Here is a 26,492-nt window from a genome sequence, read left to right on the forward strand (position 1 = left end):
ATACAATTATGAAAAAAGTAAAATTAAAAGTACCGGCCACTGTTGCCAATCTGGTTTGCGGATTTGATATTTTAGGAATGGCTATGCACGATCCTTATGATGAGATGGAATTCCGATTACTGGAAACCCCAGAAATTATTATAAAACATACAGATTCTTTCGGACTTCCTGAAGAGCCTTCCAGCAATGTTGCCGGTATTGTGCTGCTAAAAATTCAGGAATATTTTAATCTGAAAAATGGTTTTGAAGTCATTATCCATAAGCATATAAAGCCTGGAAGCGGGCTCGGCTCCAGTGCGGCAAGTGCCGCCGGAGCCGCCATTGGTGCCAATGTGTTATTAGGAAACAAACTTTCCAAAGAGGAAATGGTTCATTTTGCCATGTTTGGAGAAGAGCTGGCTTCAGGAGTAAGGCATGCAGATAACATAGCTCCCTGTATTTATGGAGGAATTACGCTGGTAAAATCTACCAACCCCATTGATATCATTCCTCTGAACAGTCCTGATTTATTTGCAACGGCCGTACATCCGCAAGTGGAAGTTAAAACTTCAGATGCCAGACAGATTTTAAAGAAAAATATCACTTTAAAAAGCGCTGTTGAACAATGGGGAAATATAGCCGGGCTCGTAGCCGGGATTCAGAAGAATGACTTCGCTTTGATTGGCAGAAGTTTAAACGATGTCATTATTGAACCTGTGCGAAGTATATTGATACCAGAATTTAACGAAATCAAAGAAAAAAGCTTGCAATTAGGAGCTTTAGGTGGTGGAATTTCCGGATCTGGACCTTCTATTTTTATGCTGTCTGAACAAAAAGAAACCGCAGAAAAAATTGCCCAAATGATGAAATCAGTATATGATGAAATTGAAATAGAAAGTTTTGTATATGTTTCAAAAATAAATCCGGCTGGTATTCAAATCATTGAAGAAGCTTAATCATAAAAAACAAAAATGAAATATTATAATTTAAAAGACCATCTGGAAAAAATTAATTTCAGAGAGGCAACCATAAAAGGTCAGGGAAAAGAAAAAGGGTTGTTCTTTCCTGAAAACATTCCCCGGTTTAATGAAGAATTTATTCAAAATCTTCATCAGTATTCCAATGAGGAAATCGCATATCAATGCATGAAAGATTTTGTAGGAGATGAAATTCCTTCGGAAATACTCAAAGAAATTGTAGCAGAAACCGTGAGTTTTGAGATTCCTTTAGAAAAAATTAATGAGCAGATATCCATATTAGAACTGTTTCATGGCCCTACTCTAGCTTTTAAAGATATTGGTGCGAGATTTATGAGCCGTTGCCTGTCTTATTTTCTGAAAGATCAGCAGAAAAAAGTAACTGTTCTTGTTGCCACTTCCGGAGATACCGGAGGCGCTGTTGCCCATGGATTTTATAAAATTCCGCAGATTAATGTAGTTATTTTGTATCCTAAAAACAGGGTAAGTCCGGTTCAGGAGAAGCAGCTGACAGCATTGGGCGAAAATATTTCAGCATTAGAAGTCAATGGCAGTTTTGATGATTGTCAGAATCTTGTTAAGCAGGCTTTTTCAGATGAAGAAATCAACAGTCAGTTATTTTTGACGTCTGCCAATTCTATCAACGTGGCAAGATGGCTTCCCCAGCAGATTTATTATTTAATCGCATTAAAACAATGGATTCAGCAGCATAAAGAACATCCTGTAATCTGTGTACCAAGTGGTAATTTCGGAAATATCTGTGCCGGACTTCTGGCTCATTTCAGAGGATTGTCTGCCAGTCATTTTATTGCGGCCTGTAATGCCAATCATGTAATTCCGGATTATTTTACAACTCAGAACTACCAACCACAAAAAGCGATTGCTACGCTATCCAATGCGATGGATGTAGGAGACCCTAGTAATTTTGTACGAGTTCTGGAGCTTTTCGGGCATCAGTTTGAAACAGTAAAAAATAAAATTTCTGCCTATTCCATTGATGATGATGAAACAATGAAAACAATAAGTAAAGTTTATGAAAAATACGGATATATTCTGGAACCTCACAGTGCCGTAGCCTTTGCTTCAATGGAAAAATATCTGCAGGAAAATCCAGATCAAAAAGGATTTATCCTGGGTACTGCTCATCCGGTAAAATTCCCTGATGCAGTGGAAAAAGCGATTCATACTCAGATTGAAATTCCTGAATCATTGAAGGAACTCATGAAAAAGGAGAAAAAAACTGTAGAAATAAATTCAGATTTTGAAGAATTAAGACGATTTTTGCTTCATAAAATCTGATGCAATGAGCAAAATATATCTTGAAGATGTAAGAATATATGCGTACCATGGTGTACTTCCTGAAGAAAATATCATCGGTACCTATTATATTCTGAATGCAGAACTTCATACCGATCTGTGGAAAGCAGCCACTTCCGACGATTTGCATGACACCATAAGTTATGCAGATATCAATGATATCCTTCACGGTGAAATGAAAATAAAATCCAAATTACTGGAACATGTAGCAGGAAGAATCATCACAAAAATTCATGACAGCTTTCCACAGGTTGATTATATTAAATTAAAAATCACCAAAACAGCTCCACCTATGCAGGGAGAAATGAAAGGTGCCAGCATTGAGTTGGAAAAAAGCTTTAAACCGGAAAATTAAAATCCTTATTTTCGTTTCATTAAAAAAACATACAAATTGAAATTCGTTAAAATATTATTTTTAGTAGCGGGAATCAGCGTTTTTGGCCAGGCCGGCGTTGATAATCAGTTGGCGGCTTATAACTTTCCGAAGATCAGATCCAGTATTACAATGCCTGTAACCATTCCCCTTTCGGAACTGAGCAATATGATCAATGCTTCCGTGAAAGATCTTGTATATCAGGATGATTCTTATACAGACAATAACAATGATCAGTTTAAGGTAAAAATTTGGAAGACCAGACCTATCCGCCTTGTAGGAGGAACCAGCCAGAATCTGCTGATTGAAGTTCCTTTAAAAATATGGGCAGAAAAAGGAATTGGTACATTAGGAGTATACACCTATCAAAATACTACTTTCGAAACGGTAATGTCTTTCAATACCACCGTTACTTTTAAAAATAACTGGACCATTACTACGAATACCAGGCCCAATGGCTTCAGATGGGTAACAAAACCTGTTCTGGACTATGGAAGAATACAGATTCCTATTACTACCATTGTTGAAAAAAGTTTAAAGGAGCAACAGGAAAAATTCTGTAAAACTATTGATCAGCAAATGGCTACACAGCTGAATTTCCAGCAATATGCCTTAATGGCCTGGAATACTTTCCTTCAGCCCTTCAATATTTCTGAGGAATACAATACATGGCTGAAAGTAAGCCCTGTGGGAGTCAATATCACTCCTTTGAAATTTTATGGAAATCAGATCAATGCTACCCTTGGTGTAGATATTTTTTCTGAAACTTTTACAGGAAATAAACCTGCCGCTTCTTCACCAGTAACCAGTGTTGCCAATTTTAATACAACACCTACAGTTGCTGACAAATTTATTCTGCAGACGACAGCCAATATTCCTTTTACAGAAGCGAGTAATATGGCGAGAAAAACTTTCCTGAATAAGGAATTTGATATTCGCGACTCCAAAGTAAAAGTAACAGATATCAGAGTGTACGGTGTTGATGACAGAGTAGTTATTGAGGCTCAAACTGATGGTTATATCAAAGGAACTTCTATTATTTCAGGAATTCCGGTGTATGACGAAACAAAAAGAAAAATTGTTTTATCAGAAACCAAATTCAAACTGAAAACTACCAATATTCTTCAGAAAACAGCTTCTCTCCTGTTTCAGGGGAAAATCGTAAAAATGATTGAAGAAGAATATGGAATCCCAACTCAGGAACTGGAAGAAACTTCAAGAAAAAGTATCGAAGAAGCCTTCAACAAAGAATATTATAAAGGATTAAAGATGAATGGAAAAGTTTTCAATCTTAAACCTAGTAAAATTCTGCTCAGCAATACAGGTATTACAGCGGTTATTGATACAAACGCCTCCTTAAAGCTACTTGTGAACGGATTTTAAAGACTAAATTAAAAAACTAATAACTGACTATGAAAAGAATTCTAAATGTTGTTGAATACAATAAAGCCTCGTCATGGACAAGGCTTGCTAATAATTTACTCGATCTTATCGTAATATATGCTATTAATTATCTCCTCTCTATTATGTTTAATTTACTGTATGAAGTAACTTCAATTGAGTTTTTCTACTTCTATAGTAATGGAAATATAATATGGCAGCTCTTTATTGGAAATTTCAATTATTGTGTGTATTACTTTTTGATGGAAAACTTTTTAGATGGAAGAACCGTTGCAAAGTATATTACCGGAACCAAAGTAATCAGTACAGACGGTACAAAGCCAACTACCCAGCAAATTTTTTACAGAAGTCTTTCCAGAATTGTTCCTTTTGATGGGATATCATTTCTTGGTGTAAACGGATGGCATGACAGCTGGAGTGATACAAGGGTAATTAACATCAAAAATTATCAGGCTGAGATTCAAGCAAAAAGAGAAATTGAAGATCTTGGAAAGAAAGAAATTGCTTAAAAACTTTTGTTCATAAAGAAATTTTACTATATTTGCACACCTCAAAAATGGTAAAAATGGTACTTTGGCCGAGCGGCTAGGCAGTGGTCTGCAACACCATCTACAGCGGTTCGAATCCGCTAGGTACCTCAAAAAAAACCTCTAAGTTATTTAGAGGTTTTTTTGTTTTTATACTTTCAGCTTTTTTAATATTCCATTCTTTTTTATTATCAATATTTACGCATGAAAAAATTACTATTCTTCTTCATCATTTCATTTTCTCTTGCTCTGTTGAATGGATATTTTTTTAATTATATAAATGATATCTATTTTCATTTCGATGTCAATCAAAGTAGACACAACAATATTTCGAAAGAAGAATTAAACTTCATCGCAATATTTATCGCTCTTTTCTGGAGACTTTTCTATTTCAATATCTCCCTTACCTGGTTTTAAGCAAATGGATGAGAATCAATAATAGAATACTCTGCATAATCATTATGAGCAGTATTTTTGCCTCTATGCATTATTATAATGGGCTGTATATTGCTATGACATTCTTCGGCGGTATTATTTTAAATAATCTTTACATCTATTACAACAAACACGCCTACCAATACAGTTTTATTCTAACAGTGCTTTTCCACGGGCTATTCAATCTTTATGGCTTTTTATTCATAATGTAATATACTATTCATAAAAAAAAGCTCTTCCAGATCAAAGAAGAGCTTGATAAATAATGTAAAAAGTAATGATGGATAGAAAATTATCTCGTTCAAAAATAGAAGTTTGATCCAACACACTTTTATGAGTAGCGTCATATCAGGATAAAAAAAATCCCCGGAAATTCCGAGGATAAAAACTAATAACCATGAAAACTCAAATTAAACATGAGTTACATTTCTATATTGAAAAATCGTGCCAAGAATAACGATTTTGAGAAAAAAAGTCATTTTCTTGTTGTGGCACCATTTTCACCAATTCAACATTTAAAACAGATTTTACTGATACCTTAAAAACCTCTTCATAATTACCTTTAATAGTTTCAGATAAATCCAATGCTCCGGCAAAAGTATTAAAAAAAAAATAATTTACATTTTAATAAAATAAGATTTACATTCAGGACATAAAAAAATTTAAAAGAGCTGATCTGCCATAAAAAGTATTTTCAATAACAAATTGGCACACTCGCTACATCCGTCAGAAAAATATTAATCATGACACAAAAAAGTTATGAAAAATTCCATGAAGATCAACATAAAATATCATATAAATCCTTTATATAAAAAGCCCCCAGAAATGGAGGCCTCAAAAAACACAAATGATGAAAAAAAATTTTATATCAGAGATAAAAATTATTTTATCTATTAATTCTTAGCCAAAGATATACCAGTCTTTTTTTTTATTTTATGAGTATAATCATAAAATTATTATTTCTTTTAAATACCGAATTCTCAGGCCATCTACTTTATTTCTCAAAAAAAGACAATAATCAAAATCTATATGATTATATTTCTTAGTGTTGGTGAAATATCTTATTCTTAAAAAAGCACAACACACTTCACAGTGTGCTAAATATAAGAAAAAAATACTAGATATATAATGATTGAGATTATATTTTCAGTATATATTATTTTATAATTTTACACTATTAATTCAAAAAGACCGTGACAAATTTTTCTATACTTATAGCAAACTATAATAATGGAAAGTATTTCAAGGAGTGCTATCATTCATTAATCAATCAAACCTATGAAAACTGGGAGGTAATTATTATTGATGATGCCTCTACAGACGATTCGGTTGAGATTATAGAGTCTCTGATCAAAAATGACTCCCGTTTTAAGCTTTATCATAATGCCCTTAATGAAGGCTGTGGATCTACGAAAGCCAAATGCATGAAATATGCTCAGGGAGATTTATGTGCATATCTTGACCCTGATGATGCTCTTCATCCTGAGGCACTGGAAAAAGTAGCGCTGGAATTTGTGAACAGAGATGATCTTGCTGCCATATATTCTCAAATGATACTTTGCAACGAGAACCTTGTTCCGGAAAAAATTTATACGGGTACTAAACAAATTTATAACAATCGCTATTTCTTCAACTACCCTATTCAGTTTGCCCACTTTTTCACTTTTAAAAGAAAAGTTTATTTAAGAACTGCCGGAATTAATCCAAATCTGAAAAATGCGGTAGATCAGGATCTTTATCTGAAGGTACTGGAGCAGGGAGAAGTAAAATACCTCAAAGAACCTTTGTATCTCTACAGGCTTCATTCCAATGGAATTTCTCAGGATAAAGCAAAACAAAGTGCAAAAGAATCTTTTGCAAGAGTAATCCATGACACCATGAAAAGACGGGGAATAAAAACCATTAACCACAAAAATGTTCCTGAGGTTTTTACCAGTTCAAATGAAATTTTTAATCTTCTGAATTACCAGACCAACAGAATGCACCGCATCATTAGCAAAATAAAAGTTACTTTAGATAATATATAAATAAAAGGCTGTTCTATTTGAACAGCCTTTTATTATAAAATATGGAATGAAAATGTTTGTAATAAAAGTATCGGTTTTTGAACAATTATTATATGCGTAAAATCATAAAAAGCATTAAAAAGAAAAGGCCTCCTGACGGAGGCCTAAAAAACACAAATGATGAAAAAAATCTATTTAGAAAAATCCAAACAGAATATTGTAGAATCATTCAGCATGAGCAATATATTTTATATTCTCTAAGCAGAAAATATAACACAATAAAGCAACAGAAGAATGAATACTTTCTATAAGAATCAAAAATGCACCCTGAAGATAAATCAAAATATAATTTACATTATGAAAATACTTCGTAATTTAAAGTAATCTAAAAATCTATATAATGATTGAAAACATTTCCATCTCTGGAATGGGTAAATTTAGCTAAATATTTGTTTGCTCACAAGGCTTATTCTTCCCAAATGATTGGAATATACACGGTGATATATCCATCAGAATCTACCTGCGCGTCAGAAACTGTAGCAACTACTGTTCCATAGCCAACCCATCCTCCTTGTCCCTGCATAGCAGAAAAAATATAGGTTCCTGCAGGAAGCCCGTCATAATATTGTGGAACAGATTGAAAACCTCCACTGTAATAAGTATCATACACTTCTCCAGTCGTCATATTTTCAGCAAGGAAACTTCCTACATCATAATTTCCTGAAAGAATTTTTGTTCCGTTTTTTGAAAGAAGACCATAACGAATCTTATAGGTCTGAGATTTGGGTGTTTTATCAGCCATTTCTGGACTGCATTGATGAAGTTCTGTTATTTCCCTGGAAGAAAACGATGTGGCAACAGTCAGCAATCCTATCAATGCTGATACTGTAAAAATTGATTTTTTCATATTAAAAAGTAATTTGGCATTCAAAAATACTCAACTTATATGAATTTAATAAAAACTATTGATGAAATAAAATTTACAAATACTTTTAAAAACAAAAAAGAAAATTGAGAGCATAATGATAATATTGAGTTCATTTTTTTTATTTTCTCCTACGAAAACATACAATCAAAAAAAATCGCCCTTTATTCTTAAACCTCCGGAATCTACCGCCAACAGTACAAAACTGATCATTATATAAAATTAACTCTCTTTTTAATTATCACTTTTAACACTTATTAACTAAAATTTGGCTTCATAATTGAAAATAGAATTAAAATCAAAGTCATTTTGGCTTTATCGTATTAAAATTTGAATTATGAGAAAGATAGTATTAGCAGGTTTTTTATCCGTCTTTTTAATGACGGCCTGCAAGAAAGATGACAGCGTTGCAGAAAAGTCATTGGAGGCACAGAAACTTGAATTTCAGGCCAGACAACTTGAAATAGAAAAACAAAAGCTGGCTATTGAAAAGGAAAAAATGGTATACGAAGCTCAAAAAAAAGCAGATAGTGTATCAGAAAGCAAAAAAGCGAGAGCTGCTGCTGAAAATAATTCAAAACCACGGGTGATCAGAGAAACACGAACAGTATATAGAGACAGAAGCTCAAATTCTGGCTCAGGAAGCAACAACGGAAGTTATGCCAATAACGGAAGTGGTACTTCACAGGGAACTACTCAGAAAAAAGGATGGAGTAAAGCTGCCAAAGGAACCGTCATCGGTACTGTAGGTGGAGCTGCTGCCGGAGCACTTATCGCTAAGAAAAACAGAGGATTAGGAGCTGTAATTGGTGGTGTTGTAGGAGGTGCAACCGGATATACTATTGGTAGATCACAGGATAGAAAAGACGGAAGGGTACAACCCCGTTAATAAATATTTTTAATGATAAAATATAAAGATTGCTTACTTTTAAGCAATCTTTTTTTATGGTATTGATTCTGTTTTCTTCCATTTTCATCATTCCTGTCCTGATGGGCTGGGGAAAGATTATGGAAAATATATGGGGAATTTTATTTCAGGGAATCTCTGGAAAAATTTTATCCGGAATCCTTGGAATAAGTCTGATATGGATGATTATTTCTTTTTTCATTCCCTTAAATATCAATGTGGAAATACCTTCAATACTATTGGGACTATTTTTCTTCTTTAAAAATAAACTTTACCAGGAATTCCATCAATTTTCAAAAAAGGATTTCATAGTATTAAGTATAAGTTCTCTGACTGTTATATTCGCAGGCTCATTCTATCCTTATATATTGGATCACTTCGGGTATTATATTCCTACACTGAAATGGCTTACAGAATATGGACTTATAAAAGGCATCTCGAATGTAGACCTCACCTTAGGGCAAATGTCTGTCTGGCATATTTTCCAGGCAGGATTTTCCAATTTCTCAGACCCGTTTTTAAGAATCAATTCTATACTGCTTATCATCTACAGTATGTATAGTATTGAAAGAAAAAATTGGATCCATCTTTGTTTTCTGCCCATCTTACTACTGTTTTCACAGTCTCCAAGCCCTGACCTTCCTGTTATTATCTTTTCATTGATTATTTTAAATGAAATTATAGCCGGAAACAGAAATACCACGCTCCTCTTTGCATTTTCAGTCTTTGTCTTTACAATAAAACCTACGATGATATGGCTGCCTATACTGGTTTTCTTAAGTTCTGTTTTTATTTTTAAAAGTCACTTTAAACAACTTCTTTTAGGGACTTCAATACTATTTTTATTCTTCGTTAAAAACATCTGGACATTCGGATATCCGGTTTTTCCGATTGCAATAGGTGATTTAGGAGTATCCTGGAAGCCTGATCCGGAGGTTTTAAAAATTTCTTCACAATTTGCCATCATGAAAACCTATGATATGCAGTACACCTATGAGGAAATTCAAAAATTCTCGACTGCAGATTATATCAAAAACTGGTTTTCTCTGGAAGGAATCAAATCCAGAATCAATATCCTTTTTGTTTTGAGCTTAATTATTTTCACGGTATTTGCCGGGATAAAAAAGAAAAAGATCATTACGTTGATCTGCATTTCGTTATTGATAAAAAGTATATTGGTTCTTACCTTTTCAGCCCAATACAGATTTTTCGTAGATGTATTTTTTGTTATATTCTTTATTTTATTTTATGAATATTTTGATCAGAAGAAATCCATTATTGTCTTTTCAGCACTCAGCTTATTTTTTATTTCAATATTATCTTTTCCGGGAATTATTCAAAAATATATTCCAAGTTTCCGGGTGGGAAGTTTTATGACCGGATTTGAAAAAAAGCAGATATACAAACCTTCAACCTATGAATATCAGCAGTTTGACACCTTTAAGGTAGGAAATTTTAAATTTAATGTTTCCCACCATTATCCCTATAGTTTTGACACTCCACTTCCGGCAATTACTCCGGCTTATCTCTTTGATGATGTGAAGGCAGGTATTTTTCCACAGCTTTCGGACAAAAATGACATTAAAAAAGGGTTTATCCCGAAAAAAATGACTTCAGAAGAAAAAGAGGAAGCCCAAAAGGTTATCAATAATATCAAAAACACTGATAAATAGAACAAATCCAGAAACTTTATTATCTGAAGAAAAAAAGGTAATTTTGTATCATGTTCAACACATTAGGTAATCTTCTTAGTCTTACAACATTTGGAGAAAGTCACGGAGTGGCTTATGGCGGTATCATCAATAATTTTCCGGCAGGTTTAGCGGTAGATCTCGATAAAGTTCAGTACGAACTGAACCGAAGAAAACCCGGCCAGTCAGCAATCGTTACACAAAGAAAAGAAAGCGACACTGTAAAGTTTCTTTCCGGAATCTTTGATGGCAAAACAACAGGTACACCCATTGGTTTTATCATTGAAAACGAAAATCAGAAATCGAAAGATTATGACCATATAGCTGGAGCCTATCGTCCAAGTCATGCGGATTTCACCTATGACCAGAAATTTGGTTTCAGAGACCACCGTGGTGGCGGAAAATCTTCTGCAAGAGAAACTATGAACTGGGTAGTTGCCGGAGCACTTGCCAAGCAGCTTTTACCCAATATTGAGATCAACGCTTACGTATCTTCCGTAGGTGATATTTTCTGTGAAAAACCTTATCAGGCATTAGACTTTTCTCAAACAGAAAGCAATGATGTGCGTTGTCCGGATGCTGAAACGGCAGAAAAGATGATTGCAAGAATCAAAGAGATCAAAAAAGAAGGGAATACCATCGGAGGAACCATCACCTGTGTGATTAAAAATGTTCCTGTGGGAATTGGTGAACCCATCTTCTCAAAACTTCAGGCTGAGCTGGCAAAAGCTATGCTGAATATCAATGCCTGCAAAGGTTTTGAATATGGAAGCGGTTTCTGCGGAGCTAAAATGACAGGAAAAGAGCACAATGATGCCTTCAATACAGATTTTACGACAAAATCTAACCTTTCCGGAGGTATTCAGGGTGGAATTTCTAACGGAATGGATATTTATTTCCGTGTAGCATTCAAACCTGTAGCTACTATTCTGAGACCACAGGATAGTATTGATAAAGACGGAAATCCTGTCATCGTAGAAGGAAAAGGGCGTCACGATCCTTGTGTAGTTCCAAGAGCTGTTCCGGTAGTGGAAGGCCTTGCTGCATTTGTACTGGCAGACCTGTTTTTGATCAATAAAACAAGAAACATCAATAATTTTTAACATAAATATTTTTGGTAATGAAAAATTACTGGGATCAAGGAATTTCGTTTGAAGAATATCTTCAGATTGCAAAAGAAAGATTAGAGAATCCTGCCAACCAACAGGAAGCTGACTATAAACAATATTATGAGCTGGGACTTCACAGAATGGACAGAACGGTAAAAAAATACGTTCCGGATGAAGATCAGCTGAAAGAACTTGCTGCCAAAAATTTTGACGGAAAGATTTTAATTATTTCTGAAGCATGGTGCGGAGATGCAAGCGCAACAGTACCTGCTCTTTTCAGATTTTTTGAAGGGCATAATGAAGTAAGAGTTTTCCTTAGAGACAGTGATAAAAGCTTAATCAATCAGTTTTTGACCAATGGTACGGAATCTATTCCTAAAGTAATTATCCTTGATAAAGATCTGAATGTAAAAAATTCATGGGGCCCACGTCCCAAATATGGATACGAACTCCTGATGAAATATAAAGCCGATCCTGAAGCCTATCCAAAAGATACTTTCTATAATGATCTGCAGATATATTATGCCAAAAACAGAGGAAAAGATGCTGTTCAGGAAATTTTGGATCTTCTATAAAAAAGAGATATGAAAAAAAGTGTCATTTATCTTGTAATTATTGTCATTATTGCTGGTGTTGCTTTTATACCAGGAGTAAGAAACTTTCTAAAGGATACATTCTTTCCGGTAGCCACTATAGAAAATGCAGTTCATATCAGTGAAGAGGATTATGATATAGAGCTTAAAGGAATTAATGCACCAAGCACTAATCTTAAAAACTTTAAGGACAAAGGTATTTTCCTTAACTTCTGGGGAACATGGTGCCCGCCTTGTAGAAAAGAATGGCCTTCTATTCAGAAACTGTATGATACCAGAAAAGATCATGTAGATTTTGTTTTGATTGCCATGAATGATAAGGAAGAGGATGTAAGAAAGTTTTTGAAAGAAAATAACTATACCGTTCCTGTATATATTGCTCAAAGTCCAATTTCTGAGAAAATTCTTCCAAAGGTATTTCCTACCACTTTCCTACTGGATAAGCACGGAAGAATCCTTATTAAAGAGGATGCTACAAAAGACTGGAACACAGAGACTGTGCATCAGTTCATTGACAATATTATCAAGTAATATTTTAACTAAATTTTATAATTTGTTGGTACAGGATTTGCGAAATTTATAGCATTGAAAAATTTATTAAATCCAAACACAAAATGAAATATTCAAAATTAAATCTTGCAAAAGAAGCCATCAATCATAAGGGCTTTATCAAAAAGATCCCTGATATTTTCAGAATGGTCAAAATGTGGAGAAAAGGAATTTATCCAATGAAATCCATAGACATTATTCTTCCTTTACTGGGAATTTTATATGTACTCTCTCCTATTGACCTCCTTCCTGAATTTGTGATACCGGTTCTGGGAGTTATGGATGACCTGGCAGTATTGTCGCTTACCATTCCTAAACTCATCAAAGAGGTTGACAAATTTTTATTGTGGGAAGCCCAGCAAAAATATAGCGGCGCTCAAGTCATTGATGCTGAAATCGTAAAATAACAGTTTATTATATTTTTCACACCATCCTGTTCCATCCGGGGTGGTTTTTTTATATCACTACATCATTTCTTTTTTTATTTTTGTTTTTGAACCAACACAAAAACACAATGAAAAAAAATGTAATCCTATATGGAGGTATAATCCTTTATCCTCTCCTGCAATCTGCTCTGAAAAGTAATATCTGTCAAAATAGTTTCCAGCCGGAAGTTATTTATAAATTATATTAGCCATGGCAGGAAATATTACTGGAGATCAAAATCCTCAGGTAGGAAAAACATATTCCTACGAAGTAAAACCTTCTATCCTTTCATTTGGACTCAAAGGTGAATATGAATGGTATATTTACAAGAAACAAAAAACCGGACTATGGAAAGATATTACCGTTAAGCCAAAAACCGGTCAAAAAGTAACTTACAAATTTGGAGAAATAGCACTGGGAATAGAATTTCAAATGGAAGTCTATGAAACTAAAAAAGGAATTTTACCCGGGCTTCCTAATTCCAAAGAGCTGGCAGGTACTCTTCCCATTATCCCTACCAGAAACAAGGTTCCAAAAATAGATAAAGTAGTACTTTTTAACAGAGGAGCAAAAGATATCAATAAAGCCAGTTACCGCGATATTCTGATTGCGCAGGCTCACTGCATCGCCATGTTTAATAAAGAGATAGAATTCCATCTTTGGGAAGATGATGCTCCGGGAAAGGGACATAATCCTGTTATTAACAAAAATAACCGACATACATGCAGCTACAAAGCGAGAGTGAATGCAAATGGTATTGCAGAAGTACAAATACCGCTGATGTCGGATGAAAAAATTCTTCGTCAGATTTCCAATCAGTTTATGATGAAAGATGACAAAGATGAAGGAGTTAATCAAGAGTATTATATTACCGCAACGTATTCAGGGGAGATTCAGGGGTCCAGCCAAGTGAACGTAGATGTAACCAATCCAGATTATAAAGGCCAAAATCAACCCAAACCTAAGCCACAGCCTGAGAAACATACGCCAAAATTTCCGGTCAGACAAGGAGGTGTTCCGAAACAGCTTGATCCTAATGGTAATATTATAGAAGCTGTTTTCATTGATAATACAGGAAAAGAGCTGTCCAAAGTAGCCGTTGGTGATAAAGTAAGGGTAAGAATTCACTCCAAGAATATGATGGGAAAGCACATTCAATATGTCATCTGGGAATCTGACTCGGTATTCCACGATGAAGTTTACCGAAGTAGAATGATTAAAATTCCTGCCGATGTATATGACACTTCAGGATTTATCATTACTAAAGATATTTTTGAAAAAGGAATAGACTCTCCAATCAGCGATCTGGATTCATATAAACAAAACTATTTTATAGAAATTATCTCCAAGTATCTTTCTGCGGAATCTCAGAAATTTGGGGTAAATTCGGAAGGTTTGGTAGAAGTGGAGAAGGTGAAGAGTGCGGTAGCGGTGGAAAAGACACAACCTTCTAATAAATCAAAAGATGAAAAAGTGTGTGAATGTGAAGCAAGAGTAAGAGCATTTATCAGAATGTTACGAGTAAAAGAAGGTACAGATACAGAAAGAGGTTACATTACTCAATATAGTGGAAAACAGTTCTCAGATTTAAGCAAGCATCCTGAAGAAGTAATTACATCTGGCAAATATTCATCTTCAGCTGCAGGTGCATATCAAATAATGACAGATACATGGAAAAATTTAACAGGACATTATCAGGACAAAAATAAAAATTGGAATTATTCTGAAAAGTTGGACTATTCAAAAAAATATAATATCACTAGCTTTAATCAAGAATCTCAAGATAAATTCTGCTTAGTAATTATGAAGCACAATTATATCCAAGACCGCTCAGATAGTTTCTATAATCCGGTCGTGTGGAAAGATAAAAAAAAGAAGATTCGTGATACAGTAAAAGAAGAAAAATTAAAAGAATGGAGAAAAAGATTTAAAGGAAAACAAGGAGATATCATCCAAATGATTATTGATTATGATATCAAAAAAGCTGCTCTTATTTCTAGCTTATGCTGGGCAAGTTTGCCAGACTCGCCTTATGGACAACAAAGTCCGTCATATACTTTTGATATGGTAAAGACCATTTACGAGAAAAACCTTAAAGAAGAATTAATTGAACCAAGTAAAGAACTACATTTAAAAAAAGGGTTTTTAAAAGAATTTGGATATGGATGTTGTGAATCGAATGATAATAAAGAACCTCAATCCAAAAATGAATGTCCAGAAGATTGTTCACAATGTTTTGATTATGCTGATGTATGGGAAAATCCAGAAATAAGTTCAGATAATGGAGGAAAAAATAATAACAGATTTGGATACAATTCTGCAAGAGGGCATAAAGGAATAGATATTCTTTCAGGTCCAACATATAAAGATGTACATTCCCTAATGTGTGGCGAAGTTACAGCTGTAGTAAATACTTTTAAAACGAACGAATATAGGTATAAAAGTTTAGGTAATATTTTAATGATAAAATCTAAAGACAAAGATGGGAAAACTGTATTTATCTTATATTGTCATCTTAATAAAATATATGTTAAAAAAGGGGAAAAAGTAAAACATGGCCAAAAAGTAGCCCAATCAGGATCGACAGGAAATGCTTCAAGCAGTGAATTTCCAAATGGAGTAAAAGGCTCGGGAATTAACAAAAAATACTGGCATTGCCACATTGAGGCAGCAACAAAAGGTGATGGTTTCAATAATTTCCGTGACCTAGGTTCATACAGAGTAAAAGCAGAAGATTATATGAAAACAAAATTTGATAAAAATGGTAACCCGATTAAATAGTATAGTAACAATAATAAGTTTTTTATTTCTATTAGTATCATGTAGAAATGATGCAAAAGAAAAAAATATAACGACAAAAGTTATTAATAAAGAAATCACTCAGATTGATTTTCTTAATAAGAAATATTTCAAAAGATATTCGATGTCTGTTGATGAATCAACACCAGCTGACCATCCTCATTACAATTATTTAGATTGTGAAAAAGAAGGTTATTTCTCTGTTCATTTCATTCCAAAAGATAAAACGCTTATTTCTTTTTGGAAAGATCAATATTTCAAGGAAAATAAATATGAATATGATGATTGGGAAACTGAAAATAAAATTGTTTCTACGCTTTTGAATAGCAATTATGACTTATATAATATTTTTTGTTTTCAAATAACAAAAAAGTACTTAGATACATCTTCTGGTTGCACAGAAGAAAGTATTAATATAAAAAAAGAAAGTATTGCTGACTTATACCTTTATAATTTAAAGACAAAGAAATGGGATTTTTTAAAAAAACTAAAAGTATCAATTTTACCACCTTTTGCAGATAATAATTTTTTCATAAAAAACTTCCCAAATCTTATTCATCAAATTGAAAATCAACCATCAACAGTAGTAAAAGAATCAGATTCTATAACGATTACCCAATCTTCTATTTGGGCAACAGACTGTAAAGCTGATAAATTCATTAGTATTAAAACAAACATTAACAATATACAGTTTACAATACCTGGCAGATTTTCAATGAATGCTCAATTAAAAAAAGTGAGTAATAATAAATATGAATTTTACTTTACCGACTTTCCTTCAATCATCCCACTTCCAGATGAAATGCAGAATTGGAATAATTTAGATAGTAAAAAAGCAGTTGGCAATTTTGAAATAATTGATGATTCTAAGATAATTTTAACATGGTCTGGTTTTTATGATAAGACTGCAAAGAAAAACATACAAACTAAAAACCCTTTTAATAACTTAAATAATAACCCTGCAAGTCTTATCAGATGTTCTGAGTAATTACAACACAAAGTATTATAGGATGTTGCCACATTAATGTAAATAAATATAAACTTAATTCTAATGGAAATTGGGATATTTCTTCAGAACAGAAAGAATTAAAAAATAAATAAAAGCACAAAAGAAAAAGTAAAATTAAATAATAGAGATTAGAAAGAAAAACATTCCCTCCAATAAAAATGTACAATTTCACACCATCCTGGTTCATCCGGGATGGTTTTTTATATCACTATATCATGATTTTTTTTATTTTTGTTTTTGAAACAACACAAAAACACAATGAAAAAAAATGTAATCCTATATGAGGGTGTACTCCTTCATTCTCCCCTGCAATCTGATCAGAAAAGTAATATCTGTCTAAATAGTTTCCATCCGGAAGTTATTTATAAATTCTGTTAGCCATGACAGGAAATATTGCCGGGGATCAAAATCCTCAGGTGGGAAAAACATATTCCTACGAAATACAACCTTCCGGTCTTTCATTTGGACTGAGGGGTGAATATGAATGGTATATTTACAAGCAACAGAAAAACGGACTCTGGAAAGACATCACCGATAAGCCAAAAACCGGTGAAAAAGTAACTTACAAATTTGGAGAAATAGCGCTGGGAATAGAATTTCAAATGAAAGTCTATGAAACTAAAAAAGGAATTTTACCCGGGCTTGCTGATACCAGAGAGCTGGCAGGTACTCTTACCATTATCCCTGCCAGTAACAAAGTCCCGAAAATAGATAAAGTAATACTCTTCAACAGAGGTTCAAAAGATATCAATAAGGCCAGTTACCGAGATACTCTGATTGTTCAGGCTCACTGCATCGCCATGTTTAATAAAGAGATAGAATTCCATCTTTGGGAAGATGATGCGCCTGGAAAAGGCCATGACCCAGACATCAATAAAAATAATCAACATACACGCAGCTACAAAGCAAGAGTGAATGCAAATGGTATTGCAGAGGTACAAATACCGCTGATGCCAGATGAAAAAATTCTTCGTCAGACCGCCAACCGGTTTATGATGAAGGGCGACAGAGATGAAGGTGTAAAACATGAGTATTACATTACAGCCACCTATTCCGAAAAAATTCAGGAAGCAAGCCAGGTAAATGTAGAGGTAACCAATCCGGATTATAAAGGGAAGCCCCAAAACAGCCCCAAACCTAAGCGGCAGCCTGAGAAAAACACTCCAAAATTCCCTACTGGACAAGGTGCGGGACCCAAACAACTTGATCCTAAAGGTAATATTATAGAAGCTGTTTTCATTGATGATACAGGAAAAGAGCTGTCCAAAGTAGCCGTTGGTGATAAAGTAAGGGTAAGAATTCACTCCAAAAATATGGTGGGAAAACATATTCAATATGTCATCTGGGAATCTGACTCGGTATTCCACGATGAAGTTTACCGAAGTAGAATGATTAAAATTCCTGCCGATGTGTATGACACTTCAGGATTTATCATTACTAAAGATATTTTTGAAAAAGGAATAGACTCGAGTATCGGTGATCTGGATTCATATAAACAAAACTATTTTATAGAAATTATCTCCAGGGATCTTTCTGCGGAATCTGAGAAATTTGGGGTAAATTCGGATGGGTTGATAGAAGTGGAGAAGGTGAAGAGTGCGGCTGCAGTTCAGAAGCAGCCGAAAGCACACAAAGGATGCGGTGACAAATATTGTATTGATAAAAACTCCCCTCCTAGCGAGCTGATTCGAGAAATTAATATTCGCTTAGCTGGTTTTGGAGGAAATGTACCTACCGATAAATTTACAGACAGAACTGAAAAAATGCTTAAGCAGTTTCAGAGAGATTATATGAAGGTAACAGAAACTGGAAAAGTTTGTGGTAATGTTTTGAGAGCTATTGATGAATTCTCTAAAAATTTTGAGATTAGTACAATATTATGGAATCAATTAAAATGCTCGTGCAGTACAAAAGGAAAAATGTCAACCAGTAAACTTCGCCATATTAAGGAAGTAAATAGTTGTTCAGGCTTTGGAGATGGTACAGGTAAGAATACATATAAAGGAAATATTAAAGATGAAGCATATAATATGTATGAATACCCTGGTATACATAGGAGCCTATTATTTGCTTTTAAAGCGTTACAATTTTATTTTAGTAAACAAAACACTTATAAAATAGATTCTTTTTCTTCAGGATATCGATGTAGATTTAAAGATTATGTAACTACAAATCATCAAGGAAAAGCAATTGATATACAATTTAGTAAAGGAAATTGGGAGATAAGAGGTCCACAAAAAAAAAATCTAGTAGAGTTAAGAAATATGAGAGATACTATTTTTATTAAATATTTAGGAGCTCAAAAAGAATGGCCTAATCCAAATGTGTTTTCTATAGAACCTATTGATTTATTATATGATGGCAAAGGTAATCCTAGGTACGATCATACTTTTAGTTGGATACATATGGATGTTAGAGAATTCGATTCAATTTATTTAGAAAATAAATATTTTTGTGAAAATTCTACAAATCTAAATGGTAAAAGTATTATTCAATTAGCAATCGAATCAGGTTATACAAATACATGCAATTGTTTTGACTCATATCAAACCCAACAAAATCAACCTGCTAAATCATTAAATGACACTAATTGTGAAGATAGGTTTAGCAAAGTTGCTCCAATAATTCTAAGACACGAAGGGGGCTATGTTAATCATACAGCAGACAAAGGCGGACCAACAAATAAAGGAATAACTTTAACTACATGGAAACAGTATGCAAAAGAAGATCTTGATATTGATAACCCAACATTAGAAAAACTAAAAAAAATAACTAATCAACAAGCAACTATAATTTACAGAAAAAGATACTGGGAACCCAAAAAATTCTGTGAAATTAATGATGAAAGAGTCAGTCTAATGATTTACGATTGGACAATAACTTCTGGAGGAGCTGCTGAACAAGTACAAAAACTTCTAGTTAATGAGTTTGGAAAAGATATAGAGATTGATGGCGGTATTGGTTCCCAAACTATAAAAGCTATAAATAATGTTGAAAACCAAGATAAATTACTTAACAGATTAGCTGAAATAAGAAAACAATATTATACTAACCTGACATATACAGATGGAAAGAAAAATGACCAAGATGTTTTCTTGGAAGGTTGGAATAATAGAGTTGATGATTGTTTAAAATTTAAACCATAAAATAGTATGAGATTTTTGATTATAATATTAATATTTCTTTTTAGTTGTAAAGAACATAATACGAAAGCCATTAATAGTGATAAAATAAATTTAAAAGATTCAATAATAAAAGTATCTGATAAAAATTTTATTGATATATCAGGTAAATGGAAATATGTTAAAAAGGATCAAAATTCAACTGTTCCTGAAGAAATGTTTACATTAAATATCATTCAGACCGATAATAATATAAAAGCTCAATATTGTGCAATTGCAAATAGCGGTGGAAAAATAGATTGTGAAAATGACATAGAATATAATGTTAAAGGAACTGTAAATAGAGGAAAAATTATTGTTGATTTTTATAGTTTTTTCAGTAGTCAAAATGATAAGGGAAAAGCAGAAATTATAATTAATAAAGATGGTACTTTAAAATGGAAAATTATTAAGTCTCCACAAGGACAATTTTATAGTCCTGATGAATGTATATTGCAAAGAGAAAGCAAGATAGAAAACACTCAGAAAAACTCAGCACCAAAACGACTTCTACCATTTGATTATAAAGATATTGGGACTAAAATCCAATTAGAGGCAAAATCTGAAAAAAATATTGAGATATTATTTAAACAAAAATATCAGTTAAGTATAGATGCTATGGCCAAACTTCCATCGAACGGTAACTATGACTTATATATCATAAGCAATATTAGTGGAGATAGTGAATTAATGTATCTAATAACAACAAAAAATGGCAAATTAATAGATGACTTGGAAATAAGTAATAGCAATGGAGATAGCGAAGAAGTTAAAGTCTTTTCTATCAATGAAAACTATGACATTTCTATTTATTCCGAAAAAAATAGCACTAAAAAATTAACAGAATTGTATTATTTAAATGATAAAGGAATTTTCAATAAAAAAAATAATTAGAATAATTCTGAGAGCAAATGATGAAAAACTTTTAGTTTTACTCTTCTTCACATTCTTTTCATATTTAGCTAAGCAGAAAAAACATTCCCTCCAATAAAAATGTACAATTTCACACCATCCTGGTCCATCCGGGGTGGTTTTTTATTGACAAATGAGCGATAAATTTTTAAGCCTTATTTCAATTCCTTAAATTTGCAATATCTAATAAAAAATAATGGAAAGTAAAAAAGAATTCTTCTTAGAGTGCTACAAACTAGGAATCATTAAATTCGGAAGGTTTACCCTGAAAAGTGGTATTGAAAGTCCTTTTTATGTAGACTTGAGACCTTTGGCTTCAGATCCTAAAATTTTAAAAAATCTTGCTAATTATTTACTGGAAATGCTTCCATTAGATAATTTTGATTTAATCTGTGGAGTTCCTTATGCTGCTCTTCCAATGGCGACTGCAATGTCTCTGGAAAGCTATATTCCATTAATTATTAAAAGAAAAGAAGCGAAAAGCTACGGTACAAAGAAGCTGATTGAAGGAATTTACCAGAAAGGACAAAACTGTCTTTTGGTAGAGGATGTGATCACTTCTGGAAAATCTTTGCTGGAAACTATTCCTGAAATAGAACAGGAAGATCTTAAAGTTTCTGACATTGTGGTGGTACTTGACAGAGAACAGGGAGGAAAACAATTATTGGAAGGTAAAGGCTACAGAGTACATACTCTTTTCAATATTTCGGAAGTATGTAATATTCTTCAGGAAACGGGAGAATTGTCTGATGAAGAGGTAAAAAGAATTCAGGATTTCCTTCAAGGGAATCACATTCAGTTTGAAGAAGAAACAAGATCTTCTTATGAGCAGAAACTTCAGTCAACACAACATTCCGTTTCAAAAAAATTACTGGAAACTGCTTTAGCAAAAAAATCAAACCTTATTGCTTCTGCTGATGTTACAACCACTCAGGAGCTATTGGAACTTGCTGAAAAAGTAGGCCCACATATTATTGCTTTAAAAACTCATATCGATATTATCTCTGATTTCGAATATGAAAAAACAATTACTCCTCTGAAAGCAATCGCTGCAAAACACCAGTTCTTACTGATGGAAGACAGAAAATTTGCTGATATCGGAAATACACAGGAACTTCAGTTTACAAGCGGAGTTTTCAAAATTACAGATTGGGCTGATTTTGTAACGTCTCAGGTGATCGGAGGTTTTGAATCATTAGACTGTTTCAAAAATGTAGGAGTGGTAGCCATCGTCGGAATGTCTTCAAAAGGTGCTTTAACCACAGCAAGCTATCGTGAAGAAGCTTTAAAAATAGCTTTATCTCACCCTAACGTTATTGGTGGTGTATCTCAGAATAAAATTCCTGAGGATCTGTTATTATTCACTCCGGGAGTAAACCTTGCAGATTCAGGAGATGGTAAAGGACAGCAGTACAACACACCGGAACATGTTTTTAAAACACTTCATACAGACTTTATTATCGTAGGAAGAGGAATCTACAAATCCAATGATCCTGAAGCATCAGCAATCACTTATAAAACAGAGGGATGGAATGCTTATATTAATTCTTTGGAAAAAAAAGCAATTCAGGGTTAAAATCCTATAAAGTATATACAAAATAAGTTATATTTGGGCTTTATCACGAATATTTGAAAAAGATCAGCCTTTGCCTTATTTTGTTATGTGGAGTTGTACAGGTTTCTGCACAGACAGACAGTATATACATTGAAACAAAACTGTCTCCTGACAAAAAGAACCTTGATGTCCGCCAGGAAATTGTTTATTACAATCACTCCGGAAAAGACCTTCAAACCGTAAAACTCCTGAATTGGGTTTCCGCGTACAATAAACGGGGAACTTCTTTAGTCTACAGAAAACTGGAAGACCGAAATAATGATTTGCATTTTGCAAAAAATGATCAATTGGGAAAACTTCTTGAACTGAATATTAAAAATTCTGACAATGAAGCTCTTCCCATCAATACACTCTCAGATGAAAATCTTTTTATTCCTCTGAAAAATGTATTAAAACCTGGCGAAAGCGTCACTTTACAGTTGCAATACAGGATGCAGCTTCCCGATAAAAATTTTACGGGATACGGAACATCCGCTCAGAATACTGTATTAAAATATTTCTTTATTGTTCCGGATCATTTTGATCCGGACAATATTTCCAAAAGAAACTACCACGATATTGAGGAACAGGTAAGTTTTAATACTTTCTGGACCATCAATTTTGACATCCCTGTCAATAGTTTTGTTGAAGGTAATCTTCCGCAGGTTCAGATGAATTCATTTAAGGGATATCTTGATTCAGACCCTGAGTTTTTGATTTCTCCAACAGAGTTTCAATCCATCAAAACCAATGTTGATGGAGATGAAATCGAAATCAAATTTGGATATAATCTTAAACCGGAAGAAAAACAAAACCTTGAGTTTTATCTTCCTTTACAATTAAAATTCATTAAGGAACGCATCGGATTTCTTCCGAAAAGCATTTTTATTTCAGATAAATTCAGAGCTAAAGAAGACTTTTTCGGAAATAATGATATTACTTTCTGGAAGTTTAAATTCCGTCTGTTTACCGATACAGAAAAGACTGATCTGGATTATTTTGGAATCATTGCCAAGAAAATTCTTGATGAAGGCGTGATTGCGGATAAAGAAAAAGATCACTGGTTTAAAAATGGTTTAAAATCTTATCTTGAAATTCAGTATCTCAAAAAATTCTATGGTGATACGAAACTTTTAGGTACACTTCCCGAGACCAGAATCTTTGGGCTTAAACCTTTAAAGTTATTCCATGCATCCAAAGTAAAACTTCTGGATCGCTATGGACTTTCATACCAGTATATCATGCTGCAAAACCTTGATCAGAAGATCGATGAACATTTCCCTGTTTTGAGTAATTTCAATGATATGGCTATCAGCAGTTTTGAAACGGGAAGTCTTTTCAACTACTCGGCAGACAAAATGGGATATGACCAATTCAATGGGATTCTAAAAAATTATATTTCTCAGAATTCCGGAAAAAAAATTAACCCTGATGAGTTTCTGGCTTCTCTTTCTGAAAACAATAAATCAACAGCCTATCTTTCTGACTTTTTTAAACAGAAAAACAGGGTTGATTTTAAATTAAAAAATATCAGAAAGGAAAATGATTCACTACAAATAAAAATTGTTAGGAATACCGATATTTCCATTCCGGTAAAACTGGAAACAGAAACCAAAGAAGGAGAAAAAAAGGCTTACTGGATAGATACCGAAGAAAATGAACGTACTACCAGTCTATCTCTCCCTGCATCAGAAAATATTTACAAAGTCACCTTAAATAGTGGCTATACTTTCCCTGAATCCAATTACAGAGATAATTTCTTATATGCGAAAGGACTGTTTTCCAATGCAAAAAAAATTAAACTTAAACTAATAAAAGATATTCCCAATCCGGAATACAATGAAATTTACATCAGCCCAAGGGTACGTTTCAACAATACGTATGATAAATTTCTCTTGGGAGCCAATTTTAAAAATCAGTCTTTCTTTGATCAGAAATTCCTGTATTCAGTAACTCCAACTTATAGTACAGGAACAGGCAAACTGACTGGTTCAGGAGCTGTCTCCTACTCTATTCTGCCTGCTGAAAGTATTATCCGAAGTCTGACATTTGGACTTTCAGGCTCTTATTTCCATTATGATTATGATCTTGCCTACAGAAAAACCTCAATATCATCGTCCATTAACTTCAGAAAGAACCCAAGAAGTACAGTAAGCAGAGGCCTTGGAATTTCCTATAATTATTTTGAAAGGGATCTGAGTCCTAAAATGATCGCCAATAATGACTACCAAAAATATAACCTCTGGAGTATCGGATATGGTTATAGCGATAGCCAGATGATTCATGAAAAAAGCTTCAGCTTAAGCACCCAGGGAATGGAAGATTTCAATAAAATAACAGCTGAAGGTTTCTACAGATGGGAATTTGCACCTAAACAAAAGCTGAGCTTACGTTTATTTGCCGGATACTTCTTAAGAAACAATACCCGAAATAACCTTTTCGATTATGGAATTTCAAGGGTTTCCAATTATTCATTCTCCTATACCCTTTTGGGAGAAAGTGCCAGCAGCGGCCTTCTTTCTCAGCAATTTATATTAGCTGATGGTGGTTTTAAATCTTTTCTTCCGGGAACAGTGAACCAATGGATCACTTCTGCCAATGTAGATTCAAGTGTCTGGAAAATATTCCACGTATATGCAGATGCCGGAGTTTATAAAAACAAAGATCTTCCTGCCAAATTCATCTGGGACACCGGAGTTAAAGTAAGAATCATTCCAGATTTTCTGGAAGTTTATTTCCCGATACAGTCTTCTTTAGGATTTGAACCTTCATTCAAAGATTATGGAAAGCGTATCAGATACACTTTAATTCTTAATCTCGGATCAATTATTAATGCAGCAAGAAGAGGCTGGTATTAAGATTCTGAAAAATAAAAAATAAGGACAGCCTGTTATCGGTTGTCCTTTCTTATTTAAAACTAATCTTTTATAATTTTCTGCGAGATAGGAATATTGTTAATCGTTCCTGTAACAATATAAGTTCCTTTTGGAAGCTCTGCGATATCAAGAGTTGAGGCCAGTTTAGTCGGTGATTTTTTAACAACCTGCCTGAATGTATCATACACTTTCACATCTTTCACCTCAGTTCCGAACACTACTTTACTGTCTTTTATAAAAGGATTCTGCACAAAGCCAGATTTCACGCTGCCTTCAAGAGAAAAGTCTGTCATATTATCATTACTGCCTACCAAAGTTCTTTTGATAGCTGTAGTTGTAGTGGGAGAAGGAGCTGGTCCATCTCCTTTAAACTGATCTGCATTAGATCCGTACCCTACAAAATCCAGTACATTGGATGCAGAAGGTCCTGCCACCTGAACTATATTTCCGGCTAAAGCTACTTTTCCTGATACACTGGAGATTTTCAGTCCGGAAGATGGATTAGGCGTTCCGTCAAAATTAGTTATTGTGGTGGCAATAAAATCTGGTGTTGGTAGATTTTCAACACCTCCTTCAATTGCTGATTCCTGAATTAAATAGGTTTCGTCCGGTCCTAAAGTAAAGTCTGGCAGCGTATGATATTCTGTAAAAGCACCTATTGCCGGTGCATATTGAATACTTGCTCCCGTCAAGGAAACTAAATTAGTTCCGATATTTTTAAGGACGATATAATTATTCTTCAGTACAGCCCCTGAGTTGGCATTACCACCATAGATTTCATTGATCACAATCTGGGCATTGGAAAAAGAAGTTAAGAATACAAGTCCAACAAGAGTAAAGATTTTTTTCATCGTAATAATTTTAAGAAATGGAATAAAAATAAAACATCAAAAACAATACCACCAAATTAAGAAATATATGGAATA

Annotated in this window: 22 protein-coding genes and 1 tRNA gene; 21 read left to right on the top strand and 2 right to left on the bottom strand. The window is 33.7% G+C overall.

Annotation, left to right across the window (positions count from 1 at the left end; translation table 11 throughout):
• Positions 1-8 precede the first annotated feature (8 nt).
• The 9 genes from ACKTTZ_RS03845 (at position 9) to ACKTTZ_RS03885 (ending at position 7,036) form a co-directional block, all read left to right on the top strand.
• On the top strand, positions 9-935 hold the full coding sequence (locus ACKTTZ_RS03845; RefSeq protein ID WP_407847426.1) for a homoserine kinase: 927 nt from the start codon (positions 9-11) through the stop codon (positions 933-935).
• A gap of 15 nt (positions 936-950) precedes the next feature.
• A complete protein-coding gene (gene thrC, locus ACKTTZ_RS03850) occupies positions 951-2,255 on the top strand; it encodes a threonine synthase (RefSeq protein WP_034694923.1) in 1,305 nt (434 codons plus the stop codon).
• Positions 2,256-2,259: 4 nt separating this feature from the next.
• The gene (folB, locus tag ACKTTZ_RS03855) at positions 2,260-2,628 is read left to right on the top strand and encodes a dihydroneopterin aldolase (protein ID WP_034694921.1); all 369 of its coding nucleotides are present in this window, start codon (positions 2,260-2,262) and stop codon (positions 2,626-2,628) included.
• A 36-nt stretch (positions 2,629-2,664) separates the two neighbouring features.
• Positions 2,665-4,029 carry a DUF4403 family protein gene (locus ACKTTZ_RS03860; RefSeq protein ID WP_407847429.1) on the top strand — a complete coding sequence of 455 codons (1,365 nt, stop codon included), beginning with the start codon at positions 2,665-2,667 and terminating at the stop codon, positions 4,027-4,029.
• Positions 4,030-4,058: 29 nt separating this feature from the next.
• Positions 4,059-4,556 (top strand): RDD family protein, encoded by a 498-nt coding sequence (locus tag ACKTTZ_RS03865; protein ID WP_081906418.1) that lies wholly within the window; start codon positions 4,059-4,061, stop codon positions 4,554-4,556.
• A gap of 58 nt (positions 4,557-4,614) precedes the next feature.
• Positions 4,615-4,685: transfer RNA gene (locus ACKTTZ_RS03870), tRNA-Cys, on the top strand.
• 93 nt (positions 4,686-4,778) lie between these two features.
• Positions 4,779-4,991, top strand: coding sequence for a hypothetical protein (locus ACKTTZ_RS03875; protein ID WP_407847431.1), 213 nt, complete (start codon positions 4,779-4,781; stop codon positions 4,989-4,991).
• Positions 4,992-4,999: 8 nt separating this feature from the next.
• Complete coding sequence (locus tag ACKTTZ_RS03880) at positions 5,000-5,221, top strand: type II CAAX prenyl endopeptidase Rce1 family protein (protein WP_407847433.1); 222 nt, start codon at positions 5,000-5,002, stop codon at positions 5,219-5,221.
• A 981-nt stretch (positions 5,222-6,202) separates the two neighbouring features.
• On the top strand, positions 6,203-7,036 hold the full coding sequence (locus tag ACKTTZ_RS03885) for a glycosyltransferase family 2 protein (RefSeq protein ID WP_407847435.1): 834 nt from the start codon (positions 6,203-6,205) through the stop codon (positions 7,034-7,036).
• 445 nt (positions 7,037-7,481) lie between these two features.
• Here ACKTTZ_RS03885 and ACKTTZ_RS03890 read toward each other — a convergent pair whose 3' ends face one another.
• Complete coding sequence (locus ACKTTZ_RS03890) at positions 7,482-7,922, bottom strand: hypothetical protein (protein ID WP_407847437.1); 441 nt, start codon at positions 7,920-7,922, stop codon at positions 7,482-7,484.
• 355 nt (positions 7,923-8,277) lie between these two features.
• On the opposite strand from ACKTTZ_RS03890, the gene ACKTTZ_RS03895 reads away from it, so the two are divergent.
• The 12 genes from ACKTTZ_RS03895 to ACKTTZ_RS03950 all read left to right on the top strand — a co-directional run bounded on the left by ACKTTZ_RS03895 (position 8,278) and on the right by ACKTTZ_RS03950 (position 25,548).
• On the top strand, positions 8,278-8,829 hold the full coding sequence (locus ACKTTZ_RS03895) for a YMGG-like glycine zipper-containing protein (protein WP_407847439.1): 552 nt from the start codon (positions 8,278-8,280) through the stop codon (positions 8,827-8,829).
• A gap of 56 nt (positions 8,830-8,885) precedes the next feature.
• On the top strand, positions 8,886-10,520 hold the full coding sequence (locus ACKTTZ_RS03900; protein WP_407847441.1) for an LIC_10190 family membrane protein: 1,635 nt from the start codon (positions 8,886-8,888) through the stop codon (positions 10,518-10,520).
• A gap of 50 nt (positions 10,521-10,570) precedes the next feature.
• Entirely contained in the window at positions 10,571-11,641 is a 1,071-nt protein-coding gene (gene aroC / locus ACKTTZ_RS03905) for a chorismate synthase (protein WP_034694909.1), read from the top strand.
• Between the two features lie 17 nt (positions 11,642-11,658).
• Positions 11,659-12,222, top strand: a complete 564-nt coding sequence (locus tag ACKTTZ_RS03910) for a thioredoxin family protein (RefSeq protein ID WP_253317469.1) — start codon at positions 11,659-11,661, stop codon at positions 12,220-12,222.
• A gap of 9 nt (positions 12,223-12,231) precedes the next feature.
• Positions 12,232-12,771, top strand: coding sequence for a TlpA disulfide reductase family protein (locus tag ACKTTZ_RS03915; protein WP_034694906.1), 540 nt, complete (start codon positions 12,232-12,234; stop codon positions 12,769-12,771).
• Between the two features lie 83 nt (positions 12,772-12,854).
• Positions 12,855-13,196, top strand: a complete 342-nt coding sequence (locus ACKTTZ_RS03920; protein WP_034694904.1) for a YkvA family protein — start codon at positions 12,855-12,857, stop codon at positions 13,194-13,196.
• Between the two features lie 229 nt (positions 13,197-13,425).
• Positions 13,426-15,996, top strand: coding sequence for a peptidoglycan DD-metalloendopeptidase family protein (locus ACKTTZ_RS03925; protein ID WP_407847445.1), 2,571 nt, complete (start codon positions 13,426-13,428; stop codon positions 15,994-15,996).
• Positions 15,977-17,002, top strand: a complete 1,026-nt coding sequence (locus ACKTTZ_RS03930) for a hypothetical protein (RefSeq protein ID WP_407847447.1) — start codon at positions 15,977-15,979, stop codon at positions 17,000-17,002. Before ACKTTZ_RS03925 ends, ACKTTZ_RS03930 begins: the two co-directional genes overlap by 20 nt.
• A gap of 401 nt (positions 17,003-17,403) precedes the next feature.
• Complete coding sequence (locus ACKTTZ_RS03935) at positions 17,404-20,169, top strand: glycosyl hydrolase 108 family protein (RefSeq protein ID WP_407847449.1); 2,766 nt, start codon at positions 17,404-17,406, stop codon at positions 20,167-20,169.
• Positions 20,170-20,175: 6 nt separating this feature from the next.
• Positions 20,176-21,078, top strand: a complete 903-nt coding sequence (locus ACKTTZ_RS03940; protein ID WP_407847451.1) for a hypothetical protein — start codon at positions 20,176-20,178, stop codon at positions 21,076-21,078.
• Positions 21,079-21,292: 214 nt separating this feature from the next.
• Positions 21,293-22,672, top strand: a complete 1,380-nt coding sequence (pyrF, locus tag ACKTTZ_RS03945; protein ID WP_407847452.1) for an orotidine-5'-phosphate decarboxylase — start codon at positions 21,293-21,295, stop codon at positions 22,670-22,672.
• Positions 22,673-22,725: 53 nt separating this feature from the next.
• Positions 22,726-25,548, top strand: a complete 2,823-nt coding sequence (locus ACKTTZ_RS03950) for an aminopeptidase (protein WP_253317472.1) — start codon at positions 22,726-22,728, stop codon at positions 25,546-25,548.
• Positions 25,549-25,607: 59 nt separating this feature from the next.
• Here ACKTTZ_RS03950 and ACKTTZ_RS03955 read toward each other — a convergent pair whose 3' ends face one another.
• Positions 25,608-26,417, bottom strand: a complete 810-nt coding sequence (locus ACKTTZ_RS03955; protein WP_407847455.1) for a T9SS type A sorting domain-containing protein — start codon at positions 26,415-26,417, stop codon at positions 25,608-25,610.
• Positions 26,418-26,492 lie beyond the last annotated feature (75 nt).

This window comes from Chryseobacterium sp. KCF3-3, from assembly GCF_045865955.1.
Classification (GTDB): Bacteria; Bacteroidota; Bacteroidia; order Flavobacteriales; family Weeksellaceae; genus Chryseobacterium.